We start from the raw sequence: 17,779 nt of genomic DNA on the forward strand, positions 1-17,779 counted from the left end.
CTCCGCGGGGAGTACGCCGCGGTGCCTGCCGCCCCCCGGCGTACCGCCGGGTTCGTTCCGGCGAGCGACGAAACGCACCGGCACCGCCGGAACGCTGGAGGGACCAAGCCGCTGAAGCAAGAAACCGAGGAGTCACCGATGTCGGCCGTGACCATGAGCCCTCCCCAGGCGCCGCCAGGATTCCCGCCCCGCCGCGTCCTGCCGTGGGCCGTCGTCGCCCTGTGGATCGTCGTCGTGGCCGTCGCCGTGCCGTTCGTCGGCCGGCTCGCCGACGTCCAGCGGGACGAGAACGTCGACTACCTGCCCGACAGCGCCGACTCCACCCAGGTGGTCAGGATCCAGGACGAACTGCCCGGCGGCGAGGGCACCGAGCTGGTCGTCGTCTACCACCGCGACGGGGGCCTCACCGACGCTGACCGCGCCGTGGTCGAGGAGCGGGCCGCCGGGATCGCCGGGGACTACGCGCTCATCACCGAGGGCGCGCCCGGGGTCATACCGTCGGAGGACGGCACCACCACCATGGTCCCGTTCGTCATCGGCGGGTTGGCGGGCGAGGAGGAGGTGTCGGCCGCCGTCACCGACGTCCGGGAGCGGGTCGGCGCCGACCTGCCGGACGGGCTGACCGCCGAGGTCGGCGGCGCCGGCGCCCTCCAGCACGACGCGGAGCAGGTCTTCGAGTCCGTCGACACCACCCTGATGCTCGTCACCGTGGCCATCGTCGCCGTGCTGCTGATCGTCACCTACCGCAGCCCCGTCCTGTGGCTGCTGCCGCTGCTGGCCGTGGGCGTGGCCGCGGTGACCTCGCTCGCCTGCGTCTACGCGCTCGTCCAGGCCTTCGACCTCACCGTCACCACCATGAGCCGGTCCGTCATGACCGTCCTGCTCTTCGGCGCGGGCACCGACTACGCCCTGCTGCTCGTGGCCCGCTACCGCGAGGAGCTCCGCCGCCACGAGCGGCCGGCGGAGGCGATGGCGCGCGCCCTCCGCGGCTGCGCGCCCGCCCTGCTCGCCTCGGCGGGCACCGTCGCCGCCGGCCTCGTCTGCCTGCTCGCCGCCGACCTCAACAGCAGCAGCGGCCTCGGCCCGGTCGGCGCCGTCGGCGTGCTGCTCGCGCTGGCCGTCATGCTCACCCTGCTGCCCGCGCTGCTCGTGCTGTGCGGCCGACGCGTGTTCTGGCCGCTGATCCCCGCCTTCGGCAGCGAGGCTCGCGGGCGCTCCGTCCTCGCGCGCCTCGGCACCTCGGTCAGCCGCCGCCCGGTCGCCATCCTCACCGGCGGCGTGGTGCTGATGGGCGCCCTCGCCCTCGGCACGCTCAACCTGCCGGGCACGCTGAGGAACGCCGACTCGTTCGTCGACACCCCCGAGTCCGTCGCCGCCATGGACCGCCTCGCCGAGGCATACCCCGAGCGCGGCACCCAGCCCCTCACCGTCCTGGCCCGCACCGACCACGCCGCCGAGGTGGTGCGGGAGGTCGCCGCCACCCCGGGCGTCGCCGAGGCCGAAGCCGGCCGCGCCGGCGACGGCTGGACCGAGATCGACGTCTACGCCACGGACCGTCCCGAGTCCGACGGGGAGTTCGCCACCATCGAGGCGTTGCGCGACCGGCTCGACCGCGTCGAGGGCGCCGACGCCCTGGTCGGCGGCCCGTCCGCCCAGCAACTCGACCTGGCCGACACCAACGCCCGCGACCGGGCGCTCGTCATCCCCCTCGTCCTCGTGCTGGTCTTCCTCATCCTCGCCGCCCTGCTGCGCGCCCTCGTCGCGCCGGCGATCCTGCTGGCCGCCGTCGCCGCCTCCTGGGGCGCGGCCCTCGGCATCGGCGGTCTCGTCTTCGGACCGCTCCTCGGCCTTCAGGGCACGGACCCCTCGGTGGTGCTGCTCAGCTTCGTCTTCTGCGTCGCGCTCGGCGTGGACTACGGCATCTTCCTGATGCACCGGATGCGCGAGGAGAACCTGCGCGGGCTCGACACCCGCCAGGCGGCGCTGGCCGCGCTGCGCACCACGGGCGGCGTGATCGCCTCCGCCGGCGTGGTGCTGGCCGCGACGTTCGCCGTGCTGGCCTCGCTGCCGGTGGTGAACCTGGTCCAGATCGGGTTCGTCGTCGCGGTCGGCGTCCTGCTCGACACCTTCCTGGTCCGCACCTACGTCGTCACCGCCGCGGCCTGGCTGCTCGGCCACCGCGTCTGGTGGCCGGGGGCGCTCTCCCGCCGCCCGGCTTCGAACAGCCGTACCCGATGATGGGCCGGTGACCGTGCCGCGCATCCCGCCCCTGCTGCGGACCGCCGAGGCCCCGGGCGTCGCCCGGGGCCTCCGGCTGGACGCCGGCCTCGCCCTGCTCGCGTTCCTCGTCAGCCTGGCCGCGGCGCAGCTGCTCAGGCCGGACGGCCGCGAACTCGACCTGATCGGCCTGCTGTTGATGGTCGGCCTCACGGTGCCGCTCGTCTGGCGCCGCCGCTGGCCGATGGCCGTGCTGGTCGCCCACCTCTGCTTCGACGCGCCCTACCACGCCCTGAACTACACCCACCTCGCGCCGTTCCCGGTCACCGCGCTCGCCCTCTTCACGGTCGCGCTGGCCGGGCCGCACCTGCGGACGGTCCTGGTGTCCTGCACGGTCATCGTCACCGTCTTCGTCGTGTGGATGCTCTCGGGCAACGAGACGGGCCTCGAGACGCTGCGCACCTCGGGATGGATCCTCGCCGTGCTCGTCCTCGGCGAGGCGTTCCGGCTGAACCGCGAGTACCTCGCGGCGATGCGCGAACGCGCCGAACGGGCCGAGCGCACCCGAGAGGAGGAGGCCGCGCGCCGCGTCGCGGAGGAGCGGCTGCGCATCGCCCGCGACCTGCACGATTTGCTGGCGCACAGCATCACGCTGATCGGCGTCCGCGCCTCCGTCGCCGCCCACCTCCTCGCCACCGACCCCGGTCGGTTCGACCGGCCCGCACTGGCCGGGGAGTTGGACGGCATCTCCGAGACCTGCCGCGAGGCACGCGCCGAACTGCGCACCACGCTGCGGGTGTTGCGCGGCGACGGCCCGGAGAGCAGCGGCCCGCCGCCCGGCATCGGCGGGCTGGCCGACCTGGCCGTGGCGGCCGAGACGGCGGGCGCCACGGTGACGTTGACCGTCGACGTCGGCGAGGGGAACGTCCCGCCCGTGGTCGGCGCGGCGGCCTACCGGATCGTGCAGGAGGCGCTGACCAACGCCGTTCGGCACGCCGGGCCCGAGGTGTCCGTGCGCGTCACCGTGCGCCGCGCGGGCCAGGACCTGCGCATCGAGGTCGTCGACGACGGCACCGCGCCGGCGGACGCGGCGAGCCCGGCTTCGGCCTCGCCGGCATGCGGGAGCGGGCCCGCAGCATCGGCGGCACCCTGCGCGCCGCCCCGCGCCACGGCGAGCCCGGCTTCGCCGTCACCGCCCAGCTACCCGTGGAGGAGCCCGAGTGCCAGCAGAGCCCGTGATCCGCGTGCTGCTCGCCGACGACCAGACCCTGGTGCGGGCGGCGTTCGTCATGCTGATCGAGGCCACCCCCGGCATGTCCGTCGTCGGCGAGGCGGGCACCGGCCGGCAGGCCGTCGAACTGGCCCGCACGACCCGCCCCGACCTGGTCGTGATGGACATCCGGATGCCCGACCTGGACGGCATCGAGGCCACCCGCCGCATCGCCGCCGCCGAGGAGCTGGCGGGGGTGCGCGTGCTCGTGCTGACGACGTACGACACGGACGAGCACGTGGTCGAGGCGTTGCGCGCCGGCGCGTCCGGCTTCCTGGTCAAGGACACCCGCCCCGCCGACCTGCTGGACGCCGTCCGCACGGTCTCGGCGGGCGAGGCGCTGCTGTCGCCGGGGCCCACGGCCCGCCTCATCGCCCGCGCGCTGCGGGTCCCCGACACCCTGGCCACGGCCCGGCCGCGGCCGGCCCTCGACCGGCTCTCGGACCGCGAGCGCCAGGTACTGACGCTGGTCGCCCGCGGCCTGAGCAACGCCGAGCTCGCGGACGCCCTGCGCCTGTCCCCGCTCACCGCCAAGACCCACGTCAGCCGGATCATGGGGAAGCTCGCCGCCCGTGACCGGGCCCAACTCGTCATCGCCGCCTACGAGTCGGGTTTGGTCACGCCGCGGCCCTAGGGCCTGTTGCGAAAGCCCCGCCGGGCCCGCGCCGCCAGCTACGGCACCTCGCTGCGTTACCGAATCGCGCGAATACGGTCAAGTATGAGCTGCGATCCGGCGCCTTGCGATGCACCGCATCTGACGACGCGGGCTGATCCGACGCGACTTTCGCAACAGGCCCTAGCCGGCCGGTCAGCCGCCGGCGCTACACGGCCTGGTGTTGAGGGTGAACGCGGTCGGATCGGTGCCCGAGGTGCCGCTCGTGTTGAAGCCGAAGGACACCGAACCACCCGCCGGCACGGTCGCGTTCCAGCTGGCCGGCCGCGCCACGACGGAACGGCCGTTCTGGGTGAGGGTCGTGTTCCACGCGTTCGTGACCCGCTCGTCGCCCGGGAAGCTCCACGCCAGCTCCCAGGGCGAGATCGGCGCCGTGCCGGTGTTCCGCACCGTCACCTGGGTCGTCGCCCCGCCCGTCCACCGGTTCGAGACGTAGGACACCTGGCACGTCGTGGGCTCCGGCTCGGCGGCGCCCGCGCCCAGGTCGTCGACGTAGGACGCGATCCACGCCAGCGGCGCGTTCCAGTTCACCGTGACCTCGTTGGTCGAGTACGACTCGATGTGGTCGATGTAGCACATCGCCGGCGCGCAGCCCTGGAGCATGTCCTCCGCGATCGGGTCCTGGAGCGCGTTGTTGGGGCCGCCGGCCAGCGAACCGGCCGGGGGGTTGGGCAGGCTGGCGTTGAGCTGGTTGGCCCAGAACCTGTGGTGCTGGTTGCGCACGTCCCGCTCGCCGTAGCCCGTCACATAGGAGAGGTTGAGCGGGTTGCGGCCCAGCAGGTAGTCGAGGCCGGTGAGCACCGCGTCCCGGTAGGTCGCGTCGTTCGTCAGCTCGGCTGCCGTGGCCAGCACCACCATGTTGTTGAGCACCTGGCTGTTGGAGCCCCACACGTAGTTGCCGCCGGTCGGCGCGTACGGCAGCCCGTACGCCGCCGCCTCCGCGTCCGCCGCGTACCGGTCGGCCGCGTCGGTGACCATGGCCCGCACCTCGGCGAGATCGCCGGCCGGCAGGTCGTTGTCGACCGTCGCCAGGCTGAGCGCGCCGAGCGCGGCCGTCCAGCCCCAGGAGAAGCCGTCGTCCGTGAAGACCGCCGCGGCGTCGCCGTGCAGCGGCGAGTCGAGCACCGCCTGCCGGTAGGCGTCGTCGCCGGTTGTCACGTACAACTCGGCGGCCGCCCAGTAGAACTCGTCCCGCACGTCGTTGTCGCTGTACGCGCCGCCGCCGACGCCGTCGTTGGGGTCGGCGTAGACGTCCGGGTGGGCGAGGGCCGCCGCGTAGGCCGTGGTCGCGGCGGAGAGCAGCTCGTCCGCGAAGGCGGCGTCGTACTCCTCGAACAGGCGCGCGCCCTGGGCCGCGGCGGCGGCCAGGTTGAGGGTGGCGGCCGTCGACGGCGGGTGCAGCTCGCGCGGCTGCGGGTCCTGGTCGGGCCGCAGCGGAAGACCGGTCCACTCGCGGTCGTGCAGCTTGTGGTGCGCCATGCCGGCCAGCTCCTCGCCGGCCGGGACCTGCATGGCCAGCAGGAACTCCAGCTCCCAGCGGGCCTCGTCGAGGACGTCCGGCACCCCGTTGTCCCGCTCGGGGATGGCGAGGCTGCCGTCGCCGAGCGCCCCGGCCGCGTCCCGCTCGTAGGCGGAGAGCAGCTGGGCGACGGAGATGCCGCCGTTGACCACGTACTTGCCGTGGTCGCCGGCGTCGTACCAGCCGCCGGCCGCGTCCAGCGTGTAGTCGCAGACGCCGGGCTGGCAGGGCACGTCGTCGTCGCCCTGGTTGGGCGCCACGTTCACGTGTCCGGCCGGGCGCGCGTACTCCTCGCCGACGTACTCCGCCTCGATCTCGATGCCGCTGCGGTTGTGGTAGAAGTACGCGAGCGCGTCGGTGCGGAGCGTGTCGTAGAGGTCGTCGCCGATGGCGAACGGCTCGCTCGTCTCCTCGCCGATCGTCACCGTGTAGCCCGTGCCGGGCGTGGCGAACGCGTCGAAGGCGAAGGTGTGCGTGTTCTGCCCGGAGGTCGGGTCGACGCCGCGCGGCGTGGTGGTGCCGGTGGCGGCCGCGGTGCCGTCGGCGGCGTTCAGGGTCCAGGTCTGCGGCTGGGTGGCCTCGGTGACGAAGGTGCCGCGCTTGGGGCCCTCGGTGAGGTAGCCGACCTGGTTGACGCGGACCGGGGAGCCGGTGTCGGGCTCGTAGACGGGCGGCTCGGCGCCGCCGGTGAGCGAGACGTCGTCCAGGCAGAAGGTGAACGGCTCGGCGCTGCCGCCCATCTGGAACACCAGCTGCGCCGCCGCGTGGTCGGCGCCCGCGGTGAAGACGTGGGTGACGGGCTCGGCGGTCTCGTCGACGGCGTCCAGCGCCGCCAGCTCGGTGGTCCACGGCTCGGTGTTCATCTGCACGTTGGTGCGGACGGTGACGGGCGTGGTGGCGGTGGCCGTGAACGACAGCTCGTAGCTCTCGCCCGCGGTGAGCGGGAGGCCGTCCTGACCGACGATGACGTCCCAGGGGTTCACGGTGCCGCCGGGCACCTCCGCGCACAGCCGGCCGTCCACGACCGAGGCGGGAGCGTTGGCGGTCGACCACCAGGGGACGATGACGCCGCTGGCGAAGTCGCCGTTCTCGATCAGCTCGGGACCCTCGGCGGCGGCGGGCGCGGCGCCGGCCGCGGTGAGCCCGGCGACGGCGAGGCCGGCGGCCAGCGTGACGCTCAGCGGCCGTCTGCCGCGGCGGGGCGGGTGGGATGAAGGAAGTAAGGTCACGGCTCTCGATCCTTCAGGTGGGGGGCGATGGCTTCAACGGTGGTTCATGGGAGCGCTCCCAGAAAGGAGCCAATACAGCCTGCGCGTCGTGGCGTGACCTCGTCAACCCTTGGTGACCCCCCGAGAACGGTCACATTCGCCCGTTACTAAACTTCCACCCCATGGACGCCCTGATCGCCGTCTTTCTCGCCCTGCACATCATCGGCATCGCAGCGCTGCTCGGTGGCTTTCTGGCGCAGACCAAGGCGCTGCGCACCGGCGAGGCCCGGATGGTGCCGGGCATGCTGCACGGCGCGCTCACCATGCTGGTCACGGGCCTGGCGCTGGTCGGCCTCAACCAGGCCGACGACCAGGAGGTCAACAACGTCAAGATCGCCGTCAAGCTGGCGATCCTGGTGGTGATCCTGGGCCTGGTCTACGTGAACCGCGACGAGGAGAAGGTCGCCGCGCCGGTCTTCGGCACGGTCGGGCTCCTCACCACGGCCAACATCTTCATCGCCACGGTCTGGTAGTCCGGGCGCTGGGGTCGCGACTCCGTCCGCGTCACCCGGTGGTGGGGGCCGGGTGGCCGCTTCCGTGAGCGAGGTCGGTGACGAGCCCGGGAGCGGCGACGTCGATGGGGGACCGGAAGGCCTCCGCGGCCGCCTCGTGGGCGGCGTTCGGGTCTGTTCCCGGCCACAGGTGGGTGAGCATGAGCCTGGCAGCGCCCGCCTGGCTGGCGTACTGGCCCGCCAGTCGCGCGGTCAGCAGGTACGGTGCGTCTGCGGTCGGTACCTCGTGGACGTAGGTGGCCTCCGACAGCAGGAGGTCGGCGCCTCGGGCGAGGCGCGGGACATCAGGACTCGGACCCGTGTCGCCGGTGTAGGCGAGCACGGCTTCCGGCGTGGTCAGTCGGACGCCGGCGTTGGGCACGAAGTGCGGAAGGAGCCAGGTGTCGGTTCTGAACGGACCGATGTCGAACCGGTCGCCTGGCTGGAACTCGCGCAGCCGGTACGCGTCCGCGAGCATGCTCGGTTTGTCGAGCGCGAGAACGGCGTCGGCCGCGCCACGGGGTGCGTGTACCGGCAGTGCCGGCGGTGGCGTGTCGCTGAGACCTCGCGCGCGCAGCAGGGGGTTGAGGTCGGCGCAGTGGTCGGGGTGCCCGTGGCTGATCAGCACGGCGTCGATCGCGTCGACGGTGTGGTGGTCGAGCAGGCGTGGCAGCGTGGCGTACCCGGGGTCGATGAGCAGGCGGAAGCCCTCGTGTTCGACGAGGTAGCCGCTGCATGCCTGGCGCGCGGTCGGCCATGCTCCGCAGCCGCCGAGAACGGTCAGACGCATGCCCGCGACACTAGTGCCGCATCAGCCAAGGTTCACCCCGTCGCGACGCCCGGCACGGCACCTCGCTGCGTTACCGAATCGCGCGAATACGGCCAAGTATGAGCTGCGATCCGGCGCCTTGCGATGCACCGCACCGGACGCCGCTCCTTGACGGGCAAACCTTGGCTGACACGGCACTAGCCTTCCCGGGGCCCTCACCACCTCGGATCGCGGACGTTGCCGTAGCCGCCGCCGCGTGGTCGGTCCTCGAAGTGCAGGTGTGGCCCGGTGACGTTGCCGGTGGCGCCGACGCGGCCGAGCCGCTGGCCGGCGATGACGCGGGTGCCGGTGCGCACCTCGCGCGCGGAGAGGTGGCAGTAGACGTAGTCCCGGCCGTTGTCGGCGCGCAGGCCGAGCCACTTGCCGTAGGCGCCGCCGTTGTCGTTGGACCAGACGATGGTGCCGGAGAGCACGGCGACCACCGGCGTGCCGGTCGGCGCGGCGTAGTCGTCGCCGGTGTGGAAGCCGGCGGCGTAGCGGCTGTTCCTGACCCCGTAGGGATACGTGACCGACCGTCCTGGCACGGGTGAGGAGACCCGCCCGCTCTTGGACCCGGAGTCGGCGCGGCTGTCCGTGAAGCCGAGCCGGGCGAACGTCTGTGGCCCGGGCAGCCCGTCGGCGCCGCTGCCGCTCCATCCCCGCGCCCGCTGGAACGCGGCGCAGGCGGCCTTGGTCTGGTCCCCGTAGTAGCCGGTGGCCCCGGCCGGGATCCGGTGGCCCCGGCTGATGAGCGCCCGCTGGAACGCGGTGACGCAGGAGTCGCTCTTCCCGAACTTCACGTGCGCGAAGTTGATCGCGGGCATGGTTCCCCCATGTCAATTGGGCGTGGATCGTGCTCCTTTGGAAGGTGATTCTGGCCGCTAATTGTCCGGCACATGACGATAACGGACAAGGGGGTCAGCGCGCTGCGTGCGCGTGGACGCCACATCCCGCGTCGCCGCTCAGCGTGTTGTTCAGCGGACGTCTCGGCGATCGAGCGGGGGCGTCGTCGGGTGACGTCGCGGGAGGCGCGGCAGCGGATCGTCGAGGGCCTTCGCGTTCCCGCCGAACTCCCGAGTGGCGAGGGGCCGGTGGCGAGGCTCGCCCTGCCCGACGTGGCGCCGGAGCCGGAGCTGCTGGAGCGGGTGGCGGGGGTGGTCGAGGACGGCCGGCGGGTGGATGGGGCGACGTTGGACTGGTTGGAACGGCTGCTCGCGGAGCACCGGCGGGCGGAGGACGTCATCGGTTCGCGGCCGCTGGTCGGGGTGATGCGGCGGCAGTTGGACACGGTCGTCGCCCTACACGGCCGGGCCCGGGGAGAGTTGGCTACCCGGCGTGGTGCGACTCGCGGCCGAGCACGCGCAGTTCCTCGGGTGGATGGCACAGGACCAGGACGAGACCGGGGCGGCCCTGGCCTGGTATGACCGCTCGCACGAGTGGGCCCTGGAGGCCGGGGACCCGAACATGGCCGCGAGCACGCTCAACATGAAGGCGCACATGGCCTGGTCCAGGAGGCGTGCCGAGCGGTGCGTCGGCTTGGCCGAGGCGTCCCGCTGGTCCGCGCCCGGGGCGTCGCTCGGGGTGCGGGGCATGGCGGCACAGATGGCCGGCCGCGGGCAGGCCCTCGCGGTGCGAGGGGACGACGCCCGCCGAGTCCTCGACGAGGCAGAGGAGTTGATCGGCCGCGCGGCGGAGCGGCCGGAGGACGAGCCGCCCTGGCCGTACTTCTACGACGAGACGTGGTTCACCCTGCAACGCGGCATGGCCCTGATGCACCTGCGGGCCTGGCCGCGGGCGATCGAGCACCTCACCGCCGGGCTCGCCGCGCTCTCCGGCGACTACCGGCGCGACCGCACCTGGTACCGGGCCTGCCTGGCCCGCTCCCTCGCCGGCGCCGGCGAGCCGGACGCGGCGTTGGCCCTCGCCCTGGACATCGTCCCCCACGCCGCCGAGGTTGGCCGGCCGCACTCGTGGAACGAACTCCACACCACCCCAGCGATGTTGCTCCGTAGGGCTCCCCGAGCCCGCCGGCACCTCGTCGCGGCGCTCAGGGCGGAGGGCTGACCGCGCCGAACTCAGCGGCCCGAGGGGCCGTCCCGCGACACGTCACCGCGAGGGGGGCGTCGAGGTGGCCGGGGACGAGGAGGCCCGTCTCGTAGGCGGCGATGACGGCTTGGGCACGGTCGCGCAGGCCGAGTTTCGTGAGGACGTTGCTCACATGGGTCTTGGCCGTGTGTTCGCTGACCACCAGGGTGGCGGCGATCTCCGCGTTGGACAGGCCGCGGCCGAGAAGCCGCAGGGTTTCCCGCTCGCGGCCGGTGAGGAGGGACAGCAGCTCGGTTCGTGGTGGGCGTGGGGTTCGGCCCGAGGTGAACGCGGCGATGAGGGTGCGGGTGATGGAGGGGGGCCAGGAGGGATTGGCCCGCCACGGCGACCCGGACGGCGTGGACGAGGTCGTCCCGCCGCACGTCCTTGAGGAGGAAGCCGCTGGCGCCGGCGCTGAGCGCGTCGAAGACGTAGTGGTCCTCACCGTGTGCAGGAAGAGCAGCGGCGCGGTCTGGGCGATGGTGGTGGCGGCCGCCAGCAGCGCGTCCGACCAGGGAGAACCCAGCAGGCGGCGGAGCCGGGGGACGGCGGGTGGTACGGGCACGAGCCCGGATTCTCCCACTGGGCCGGGTGGATTCAGCCGCGCGCGAGAGCGACCGGGGCGGACGCGGGCGTGACGCGGGCGAGGCCCGCGAACAGCAGCAGACCGACGACCGGCAGCAGATCGTGGCTCACCGGGGCGACGAACACCGCCAGGGTCACGGCCGCCGCACGCCACCAGGGAACGACGCGGGCCACCGCGAGCCGGCAGACCAGGACGAGCAGCCCGAGGAAGAACAGCACGGGGCCCGCCTCGTAGACGGCGATGTCCACGCCTGGCAGGTTGTGCGCGTCGACGAACATGCGCCGCATGTCGTCGTGGTCGGCCGCCAGCAGGCCGATGACGAGGTCGATCGAGATCTGGGCCAGGGAGCAGGCGACGCCGACGAACGCGGCGACGACGGTGACCGTCGCGAACGCGCCGCGGCCCGCCAGCCGCCGCAGTTCTTACAGCACCCACCCCAAGAGGAGCAGGGACAGGAGGAAGGCCGCGTGCCCGGCAGTCCACGCCGGGCCGGGACCGCGCTCCCCGTCCACGCCGTCGAGGGCCCGGATGAGCCCATAGGCGGTGACCAGGAGCGGAGCGAGGAGGAAGGCGATGGAGGTACGCATGCCCTCGATCCTCGGCACGGCGCCCGCGCCGGACATCGCCGACGCGACCCATTGTCGGCCTCCCCCGCGCGAGGGACGGCCCAGAGCGAGTCGGATCGCGTCAGATCACCGGTGGGCGGCCGAGGCGTGTCATGCGCCAGACCGTGCGCCAGCGGATGGGGCGGCGGGGACCGCACGGGTGGCGGAGGCCCTCGGCGAAGCCGGCGAACCAGGCGCGGAGGCCGGGGAGGGAGCGGTTGCGGGCGACGGTGAGGAGGAACCAGGTGGTGAGGTAGGCGGGGATCAGCGGCAGCGGCAGGTGGCGGCGGGCGAGCCAGACGCGGTTGCGGGCGGTCATGCGGTAGTAGACGGCGTGCCGCGCCGGCGACGTGCGGGGGTGTTGGAGCAGCAGGGCCGGCTCGTAGACGACCTTCCAGCCGGCGTCCAACGCGCGCCAGGCGAGGTCGGTCTCCTCGTGCGCGAAGAAGAACTCCTCCGGCCAGCCGCCGGTCTCCTCAAGCATGCGGGCGGAGAGCGCGTGGCCGCCGCCGAGGAAGGTGGTGACCTCGCCGGCCCGCATCGGGTCGCCGGCACGGAGCCGTGGCACGTGGCGGCGCTGGGTGTGGCCGGTCTCGTCGGCGATGCGGAAGCTGACGATGCCGAGTTCGGGGTCGGCCGCGTACATCTCCTGGATGCGGGTGAAGACGTCGTCGTCGACGAGCAGCCCGTCGTCGTCCAGGTCGATGACGACGTCGACGTCGCCGAAGGCCCGCAGCGTGGCGAGGGCGGCGTTGCGGCCGCCGGTGACGCCCCGGTTCTCCGGGAGTTCGACGGTGGAGACGGGCGCCGGGTAGTCGGGCAGCTCGGTGCCGTTGCCGACGACCACGACGCGGGTGGCGGGCGTGTGCTGGCGGGCCACGGACTCCAACAGCGCGGCGACCTCGGCCGGGCGGTCGCCCATGGTGAGGATCGCGACACCCAGGCGTGGTGATGACACGGGCACTCCCACAGCTCGGCGACAGCTGCCGGAAGCTTTCGGCAACTTCCGAGATGCTAGCCGTTCACCCTCCCGTGGGGTTCACGCAACCCTGGGGAACGTGCTGTCAAGGAGTGTGCGACGCGATGGCCGCGTCGATCACGGCGACTCGCCGGGCGAGGTCGGCGGCGGGCACCTCGACGAGCTCGTAGCCGAGATCGCGGTAGGTCTCCTCGTGGAGCCGCTCGAAGGCCAGGGACTCCTCGAAGCTGATCCGCCGGGCCGGCGTCGGCTCGCAGAGGCCCAGGTTGCGGACGAAGAACACCCGCCGCTCGTAGACGCCCTCGGTGGCGATCCGGGCGAGCTCGGCCCTGAGCGCCCGGGTCACGGGGAGTCCCAGGTGGGCGGCGAGGGCGAGGGTGCAGACCGGCGACCTGTCGTACACCTGGACCGCCGCCGACGCGGCCAGCTGGCGCCGCCGCTGGAGCGCGACGATCTCGTCGACGAAGAACGGGCGCCGCCACGGCTCGTCCACGCCCCGGGTGTGTGCCTGGGCGATGACCGCCGTCGCCGCCTCCTCGACGACGTGGTGGCCGAGCTCGGCCAGGCGCCGCACCGGCCAGCAGCAGGGCCTCGCCCAACCGGGCGCAGGCGGAGTTCGCCCTCGATGCGGAATCCGTCGTCGCCCACGATGCCGCCGCCGAGCTCCATCCTTGAGCCGTCGAGAGCCACTCCGCCGGGGTTGGAGAGGTGGGCGTCCTGGAGCAGCAGGCCGCCGTCGAGCCGCGCGTCGTACAGGGCGATGCCCGGAGCCGTGATCCGGGTGTGCATCAGGTCGAGGTTGCCGCCCTCCACGATGATCCGGCCCGCGCGGAGGCCAGGGAGATGGGAGCCGGCGAAGCCGGTCATCCGCAGCCGGGCCCCGTACAGCTGGGGTTTCCGCTCGAACCAGCAGCGTTCGAGCCGCAGCACGCAGCAGGCCTCGGCGAACTCGAGCCGCAGTTTGCCGGTGACGCGGGCGCACACCAGGTGGACCACCGAGGTCTCGCCGGCCCGGGCCTCGGCGCCGCCGAGCACCAGGGCACGCACCACCTCGGCGCGCACCGCGCGCTCGGCGCCCCACCGCTCGCCGCCGGCCGGGCCGTCCGCCACCGGGTCGCCGGTGCGCAGGTCCACCCGCTCGCCGATGGCGAAGGCGTCCCACAACAGGCGCTCGGGCGGCGTGAGTTCGGCGCACGACAGCATCAATGCACGGTACCGGGACCGGCACCCGGACGTCAGGACGGGCGGACGCCGGCGTAGAACGGCATGGTGTCGATGGACTCGTAGCGGACCACGGCGCCCGGCTTGGGGGCGTGGATCATCATGCCGTCGCCGACGTAGAGGCCGACGTGGCTGATGTCGTCGTAGAAGAAGACGAGGTCGCCCGGTCGCAGCGCGTCGCGCGAGACGCGGCTGCCGGCGTCGACCTGGTCCCAGGTGACGCGGGGCAGTTCGACGCCGGCGGCGCGCCAGGCGGCCTGGGTGAGGCCGGAGCAGTCGTAGGAGTTGGGCCCGGTGGCGCCCCACACGTACGGCTTGCCGAGCTGGGACTCGGCGAAGGCGATGGCGGCCTCGGCGCCGCTGGCGTCGGGGGCCGGGGCGGACGGCGCCTCGACGCTCTCCTCCGCGGCCTCCGCCTCGGCGGCGGCCTCCTCGGCCGCGGCGCGCTCGGCGGCCAGCCGCTCCTGCCGCCGGCGCTCGGCCTCGGCGGCCTGGCGCTCGGCCTCCTCCCGCTCGAGCCGCTCCAACTCGTCGAGCTCGGCCTGTTCCTCGGCCGACAGGTCGTCGAGCATCGCGCGGGCCTCGGCCAGCATGGACTGGACGGACTCCTGCTGCCGCTGGAGCTCGGCCTGCCGCTCCTCGAGCGCGGCCAGCGCCGCGCCGGCCTCCTCGCCCTGGGCGGTGGCGGCCTCCTGCCGCTCGGTGAAGTCGGCGAGCGCCTGCCGCTGCGCGTCGCCGAGCCGGTCCAGGGTGTGGGTGCGGTCGAAGAAGGCCCGCGGGTCGGTGGAGAGCAGCAGCGCCGCGGTGTCGCTCACCGCGCCGCCCCCGCCGGTGCGGTACTGCGCGGCGGCGAACGAGCCGAGCGTCCGCCGGGCCTCGTTGACCCGCTCGGCGGCCTGCGCGGCCTCGGTCAGCAGCCCGTCGACGGTCTCCTGCTGCGCCTCGACCGCCTCCTGGGCCTCGTTGTAGTGCTGGGTGGCGGTGCCGGCCTCCCGGTAGAGGCGGTCGACCTCGGCCCGCACCTCGACGGCCCGCTCGTGCGCGGCCTCGGCACGCTCACGTTGCTCCTCGATCGACCCGTCGTCGGCGGACGCGGCCCGGCTGAGCAGCGTCATCGAGGCCAGCGCCGCGGCACCCACGCCCACGACGCCCCGGCGCCCGGCCGGGGACTCGAGCAGTGCGGTGCGGCCGCGTGGCTTGCGGTGGGAACCCAAGGCCGGTGTCTCCTTCGTACCTGCCCGCTCACCGGTCGGTTCCCCACGCCCGCTGGCCCGTCGGCTGGCCAGCCAATCCCTCGCGTGCCCGATGGAACGGCGGCGGCCCGCGGGGCCGGGTTCGACCTCCGGGGAACGAGCCACCCGCGGTGCACGGTAGCCACCCGACGAAGGCTTTGGGAAGACTGATGTGCGATATGCCCGAAACCAATTCGTGACCATGCCGGGTCGGCGCGGCGCCCCCGCCCCCTAGACTCGGGGGTGATGAGCGGCCTCTTCGACGACAGCGCACTGGCGGGCCTCGGACCCCTGGGGGGACACGAGGAGCCGCCACCACCCGAGCCCGACGCCCACGTGTACGAGTACGAGCACGAGCGGGAGGAGATCCCGGACGACCTGTTCGCCGGCACCTTCGCCGAGCCGGGGCGGGCCGAGGAGGACGCCTACTACCGCAACGGCGCGCGCAAGCCGGTCGGCGACCCGGCGGCGCTGATCGACGGGCTGAACGAACAGCAGCGCGCCGCCGTCACGCACAGTGGTTCGCCGCTGCTCATCGTGGCCGGTGCCGGCTCGGGGAAGACCCGCGTGCTGACGCACCGCATCGCCTACCTGCTGGCGGCGCGGGACGCGCACCCCGGACAGATCCTGGCGATCACCTTCACTAACAAGGCCGCCGGCGAGATGAAGGAGCGCGTCGAGGAGCTCGTCGGGCCGCGCGCCAACGCGATGTGGGTGATGACCTTCCACAGCGCCTGCGTCCGCATCCTGCGCCGCGAGAGCAAGCTGCTCGGCTTCACCTCCAGCTTCTCCATCTACGACGCGGCCGACTCCAAGCGTCTGATGGCGCTGGTCTGCCGGGACCTCGACCTCGACCCCAAGCGGTTCCCGCCCAAGTCGTTCAGCGCCAAGATCTCCAACCTGAAGAACGAGCTGATCGACCACGAGGACTTCGCCGCCCGGGCGTCCGACCAGTTCGAGAAGACCCTGGCCGAGGCGTACACCCTCTACCAGTCGCGGCTGCGCGAGGCCAACGCGCTGGACTTCGACGACATCATCATGACCACCGTCCATCTGCTGGACGCCTTCCCGGACGTCGCCGAGCACTACCGGCGCCGCTTCCGGCACATCCTGGTCGACGAGTACCAGGACACCAACATCGCCCAGTACACGCTGATCAAGCTGCTGGTCGGCACCGAGGACCCGGGCGAGCTGTGCGTGGTGGGCGACGCGGATCAGTCGATCTACGCCTTCCGCGGCGCCACCATCCGCAACATCCTCCAGTTCGAGGAGGACTTCCCCAACGCCACCACGCTGCTGCTCGAGCGCAACTACCGCTCAACGCAGACCATCCTCTCCGCCGCCAACGCCGTCATCGCGCGCAACGAGGACCGCCGCCCCAAGAACCTGTGGACGGACGAGGGCGCCGGCGCCCGCATCACCGGCTACGTCGCCGACACCGAGCACGACGAGGCGCAGTTCGTCTCCGACGAGATCGACCGGCTCACCGACGCGGGCGACGCCAAGCCGGGCGACGTGGCCGTCTTCTACCGCACCAACGCCCAGTCCCGGGTCTTCGAGGAGGTGTTCATTCGGGTCGGCCTGCCCTACAAGGTGGTCGGCGGCGTCCGCTTCTACGAGCGCCGCGAGGTCCGCGACGTGCTCGCCTACCTGCGGGTGCTGGCCAACCCCGAGGACACGGTGCCGCTGCGCCGCATCCTCAACGTGCCCAAGCGCGGCATCGGCGACCGCGCGGAGGCGATGATCGAGGCGTTGGCGCTGCGCGAGCGGATCTCGTTCGCCCAGGCGCTGCGCCGGGTCGACGAGGCGTACGGCATGGCGGCCAGGTCGGCCAACGCGGTCAAGCGGTTCAACGTGCTGCTCGAGGAGTTGCGCACCGTCGTCGAGTCGGGCGCAGGGCCGGCCACCGTGCTGGAGGCGGTGCTGGAACAGACGGGCTATCTCGCCGAGTTGCAGGCGTCCACCGATCCGCAGGACGAGACGCGGATCGAAAACCTTCAGGAACTCGCGGCCGTGGCGCTGGAATTCGAGCAGGCTCGCGATGAGGACAATCCCGGCACGCTGGCCGAGTTTTTGGAGCGAGTGGCGCTGGTCGCCGATTCCGACGAGATCCCGGACGAGGCGGAGGACGGCGGAGTCATCACGTTGATGACGCTGCACACCGCCAAGGGCCTGGAATTCCCCGTGGTGTTCCTCAGCGGCATGGAGGACGGCGTTTTCCCCCATATGCGCTCGCTGGGAAAGACCAAGGAGTTGGAGGAGGAGCGCCGGCTCGCCTACGTCGGCATCACCCGGGCCCGCAAGCGGCTCTACGTGACCCGCTCCACGATGCGCAGCGCCTGGGGGCAGCCGCAGCACAACCCGCCGTCCAGGTTCCTCGACGAGATCCCCGAGGAGCATCTCGACTGGCGGCGCACGGGATCCGCCGTGTCGGCCCCGGTACCCTCCGTGGCCAGCACTCCCGGGTCGGCGCCGCGCGCCCGCGGCTTCGCCACCGGGCGCGTCAAGGACCGGCCGATCGTGGCGCTCGCGCCGGGCGACCGGGTGACGCACGACACCTTCGGCATGGGCCGGGTCATCTCGGTGCAGGGCAGCGGCGATCGGGCCGAGGCGACCATCGACTTCGGCGGCGAGAAGCCCAAGCGGCTGCTGCTGCGATACGCCCCGGTCGAAAAGCTTTGAACGCGCCTCGGTAGTGTTCCCGATATGTCACAGACCGGGGAAAGGGCTTGTGGTGCGAGGCGGGTGGGCGATTAGCTGCCTGCGGCAACTCGTACTCCAGTTCCTTCCTGTCCCCGGAGTACGTATCACCTCAGATTCCCAGG

At 72.9% G+C, this 17,779-nt stretch carries 16 protein-coding genes and 1 pseudogene; 7 read left to right on the forward strand and 10 right to left on the reverse strand.

Going from position 1 to position 17,779, the window contains the following annotated elements; genetic code table 11:
* Positions 1 to 138 precede the first annotated feature (138 nt).
* Complete coding sequence (locus tag E1265_RS03340) at positions 139 to 2,238, forward strand: MMPL family transporter (RefSeq protein WP_243740504.1); 2,100 nt, start codon at positions 139 to 141, stop codon at positions 2,236 to 2,238.
* Here E1265_RS03340 and E1265_RS38570 read toward each other — a convergent pair.
* Positions 2,150 to 3,211 carry a hypothetical protein gene (locus E1265_RS38570; RefSeq protein ID WP_243740505.1) on the reverse strand — a complete coding sequence of 354 codons (1,062 nt, stop codon included), beginning with the start codon at positions 3,209 to 3,211 and terminating at the stop codon, positions 2,150 to 2,152. The two genes, E1265_RS03340 and E1265_RS38570, sit on opposite strands and share 89 nt — an antisense overlap.
* 122 nt (positions 3,212 to 3,333) lie before the next feature.
* Between E1265_RS38570 and E1265_RS40180 the strand changes: the two genes are divergently transcribed.
* Both E1265_RS40180 and E1265_RS03350 read left to right on the forward strand, forming a co-directional pair.
* Positions 3,334 to 3,456, forward strand: coding sequence for a hypothetical protein (locus E1265_RS40180; RefSeq protein ID WP_279571397.1), 123 nt, complete (start codon positions 3,334 to 3,336; stop codon positions 3,454 to 3,456).
* A complete protein-coding gene (locus E1265_RS03350; RefSeq protein ID WP_132928685.1) occupies positions 3,438 to 4,121 on the forward strand; it encodes a response regulator transcription factor in 684 nt (227 codons plus the stop codon). The genes E1265_RS40180 and E1265_RS03350 overlap by 19 nt, the downstream gene beginning before the upstream one ends.
* Before the next feature lie 174 nt (positions 4,122 to 4,295).
* Here the strand turns inward: E1265_RS03350 and E1265_RS03355 are convergent, their stop codons facing one another.
* Entirely contained in the window at positions 4,296 to 6,908 is a 2,613-nt protein-coding gene (locus E1265_RS03355; RefSeq protein WP_243740506.1) for a glycoside hydrolase family 9 protein, read from the reverse strand.
* Positions 6,909 to 7,069: 161 nt separating this feature from the next.
* Between E1265_RS03355 and E1265_RS03360 the strand changes: the two genes are divergently transcribed.
* Positions 7,070 to 7,420 (forward strand): hypothetical protein, encoded by a 351-nt coding sequence (locus tag E1265_RS03360; protein WP_132928686.1) that lies wholly within the window; start codon positions 7,070 to 7,072, stop codon positions 7,418 to 7,420.
* 31 nt (positions 7,421 to 7,451) lie between these two features.
* On the opposite strand, the gene E1265_RS03365 is transcribed toward E1265_RS03360, so the two are convergent.
* Together E1265_RS03365 and E1265_RS40185 are read right to left on the reverse strand one after the other, a co-directional pair.
* On the reverse strand, positions 7,452 to 8,228 hold the full coding sequence (locus E1265_RS03365) for an MBL fold metallo-hydrolase (RefSeq protein WP_132928687.1): 777 nt from the start codon (positions 8,226 to 8,228) through the stop codon (positions 7,452 to 7,454).
* A 194-nt stretch (positions 8,229 to 8,422) separates the two neighbouring features.
* Positions 8,423 to 9,070 (reverse strand): peptidoglycan DD-metalloendopeptidase family protein, encoded by a 648-nt coding sequence (locus tag E1265_RS40185; RefSeq protein WP_132928688.1) that lies wholly within the window; start codon positions 9,068 to 9,070, stop codon positions 8,423 to 8,425.
* Between the two features lie 72 nt (positions 9,071 to 9,142).
* Between E1265_RS40185 and E1265_RS40590 the strand changes: the two genes are divergently transcribed.
* Positions 9,143 to 9,670, forward strand: a complete 528-nt coding sequence (locus E1265_RS40590) for a hypothetical protein (protein ID WP_347877145.1) — start codon at positions 9,143 to 9,145, stop codon at positions 9,668 to 9,670.
* Positions 9,624 to 10,310: a hypothetical protein gene (locus E1265_RS40595; protein WP_347877146.1), complete on the forward strand. Its 687-nt coding sequence runs from the start codon at positions 9,624 to 9,626 to the stop codon at positions 10,308 to 10,310. The genes E1265_RS40590 and E1265_RS40595 overlap by 47 nt, the downstream gene beginning before the upstream one ends.
* Here E1265_RS40595 and E1265_RS03380 read toward each other — a convergent pair.
* The 6 genes and pseudogenes from E1265_RS03380 to E1265_RS03400 all read right to left on the reverse strand — a co-directional run.
* Positions 10,294 to 10,771: pseudogene (locus E1265_RS03380) on the reverse strand (response regulator transcription factor); the annotation flags it as partial. The gene E1265_RS40595 and the pseudogene E1265_RS03380 sit on opposite strands and share 17 nt — an antisense overlap.
* Before the next feature lie 157 nt (positions 10,772 to 10,928).
* Positions 10,929 to 11,204, reverse strand: coding sequence for a hypothetical protein (locus tag E1265_RS03385; RefSeq protein ID WP_132928689.1), 276 nt, complete (start codon positions 11,202 to 11,204; stop codon positions 10,929 to 10,931).
* A 135-nt stretch (positions 11,205 to 11,339) separates the two neighbouring features.
* The gene (locus E1265_RS36785; protein ID WP_165953630.1) at positions 11,340 to 11,504 is read right to left on the reverse strand and encodes a hypothetical protein; all 165 of its coding nucleotides are present in this window, start codon (positions 11,502 to 11,504) and stop codon (positions 11,340 to 11,342) included.
* Positions 11,505 to 11,604: 100 nt separating this feature from the next.
* Positions 11,605 to 12,480: a glycosyltransferase gene (locus E1265_RS03390; RefSeq protein WP_132928690.1), complete on the reverse strand. Its 876-nt coding sequence runs from the start codon at positions 12,478 to 12,480 to the stop codon at positions 11,605 to 11,607.
* Positions 12,481 to 12,586: 106 nt separating this feature from the next.
* Entirely contained in the window at positions 12,587 to 13,729 is a 1,143-nt protein-coding gene (locus E1265_RS40600; RefSeq protein WP_347877148.1) for an AAA family ATPase, read from the reverse strand.
* 7 nt (positions 13,730 to 13,736) lie between these two features.
* Positions 13,737 to 14,936 (reverse strand): C40 family peptidase, encoded by a 1,200-nt coding sequence (locus E1265_RS03400; RefSeq protein WP_132928692.1) that lies wholly within the window; start codon positions 14,934 to 14,936, stop codon positions 13,737 to 13,739.
* A gap of 264 nt (positions 14,937 to 15,200) precedes the next feature.
* Between E1265_RS03400 and pcrA the strand changes: the two genes are divergently transcribed.
* On the forward strand, positions 15,201 to 17,636 hold the full coding sequence (pcrA, locus tag E1265_RS03405) for a DNA helicase PcrA (RefSeq protein WP_132928693.1): 2,436 nt from the start codon (positions 15,201 to 15,203) through the stop codon (positions 17,634 to 17,636).
* The last annotated feature ends 143 nt before the right edge of the window (positions 17,637 to 17,779 follow it).

Source organism: Streptomyces sp. 8K308 (genome assembly GCF_004348315.1).
Taxonomy (GTDB): Bacteria; Actinomycetota; Actinomycetes; order Streptomycetales; family Streptomycetaceae; genus Streptomyces.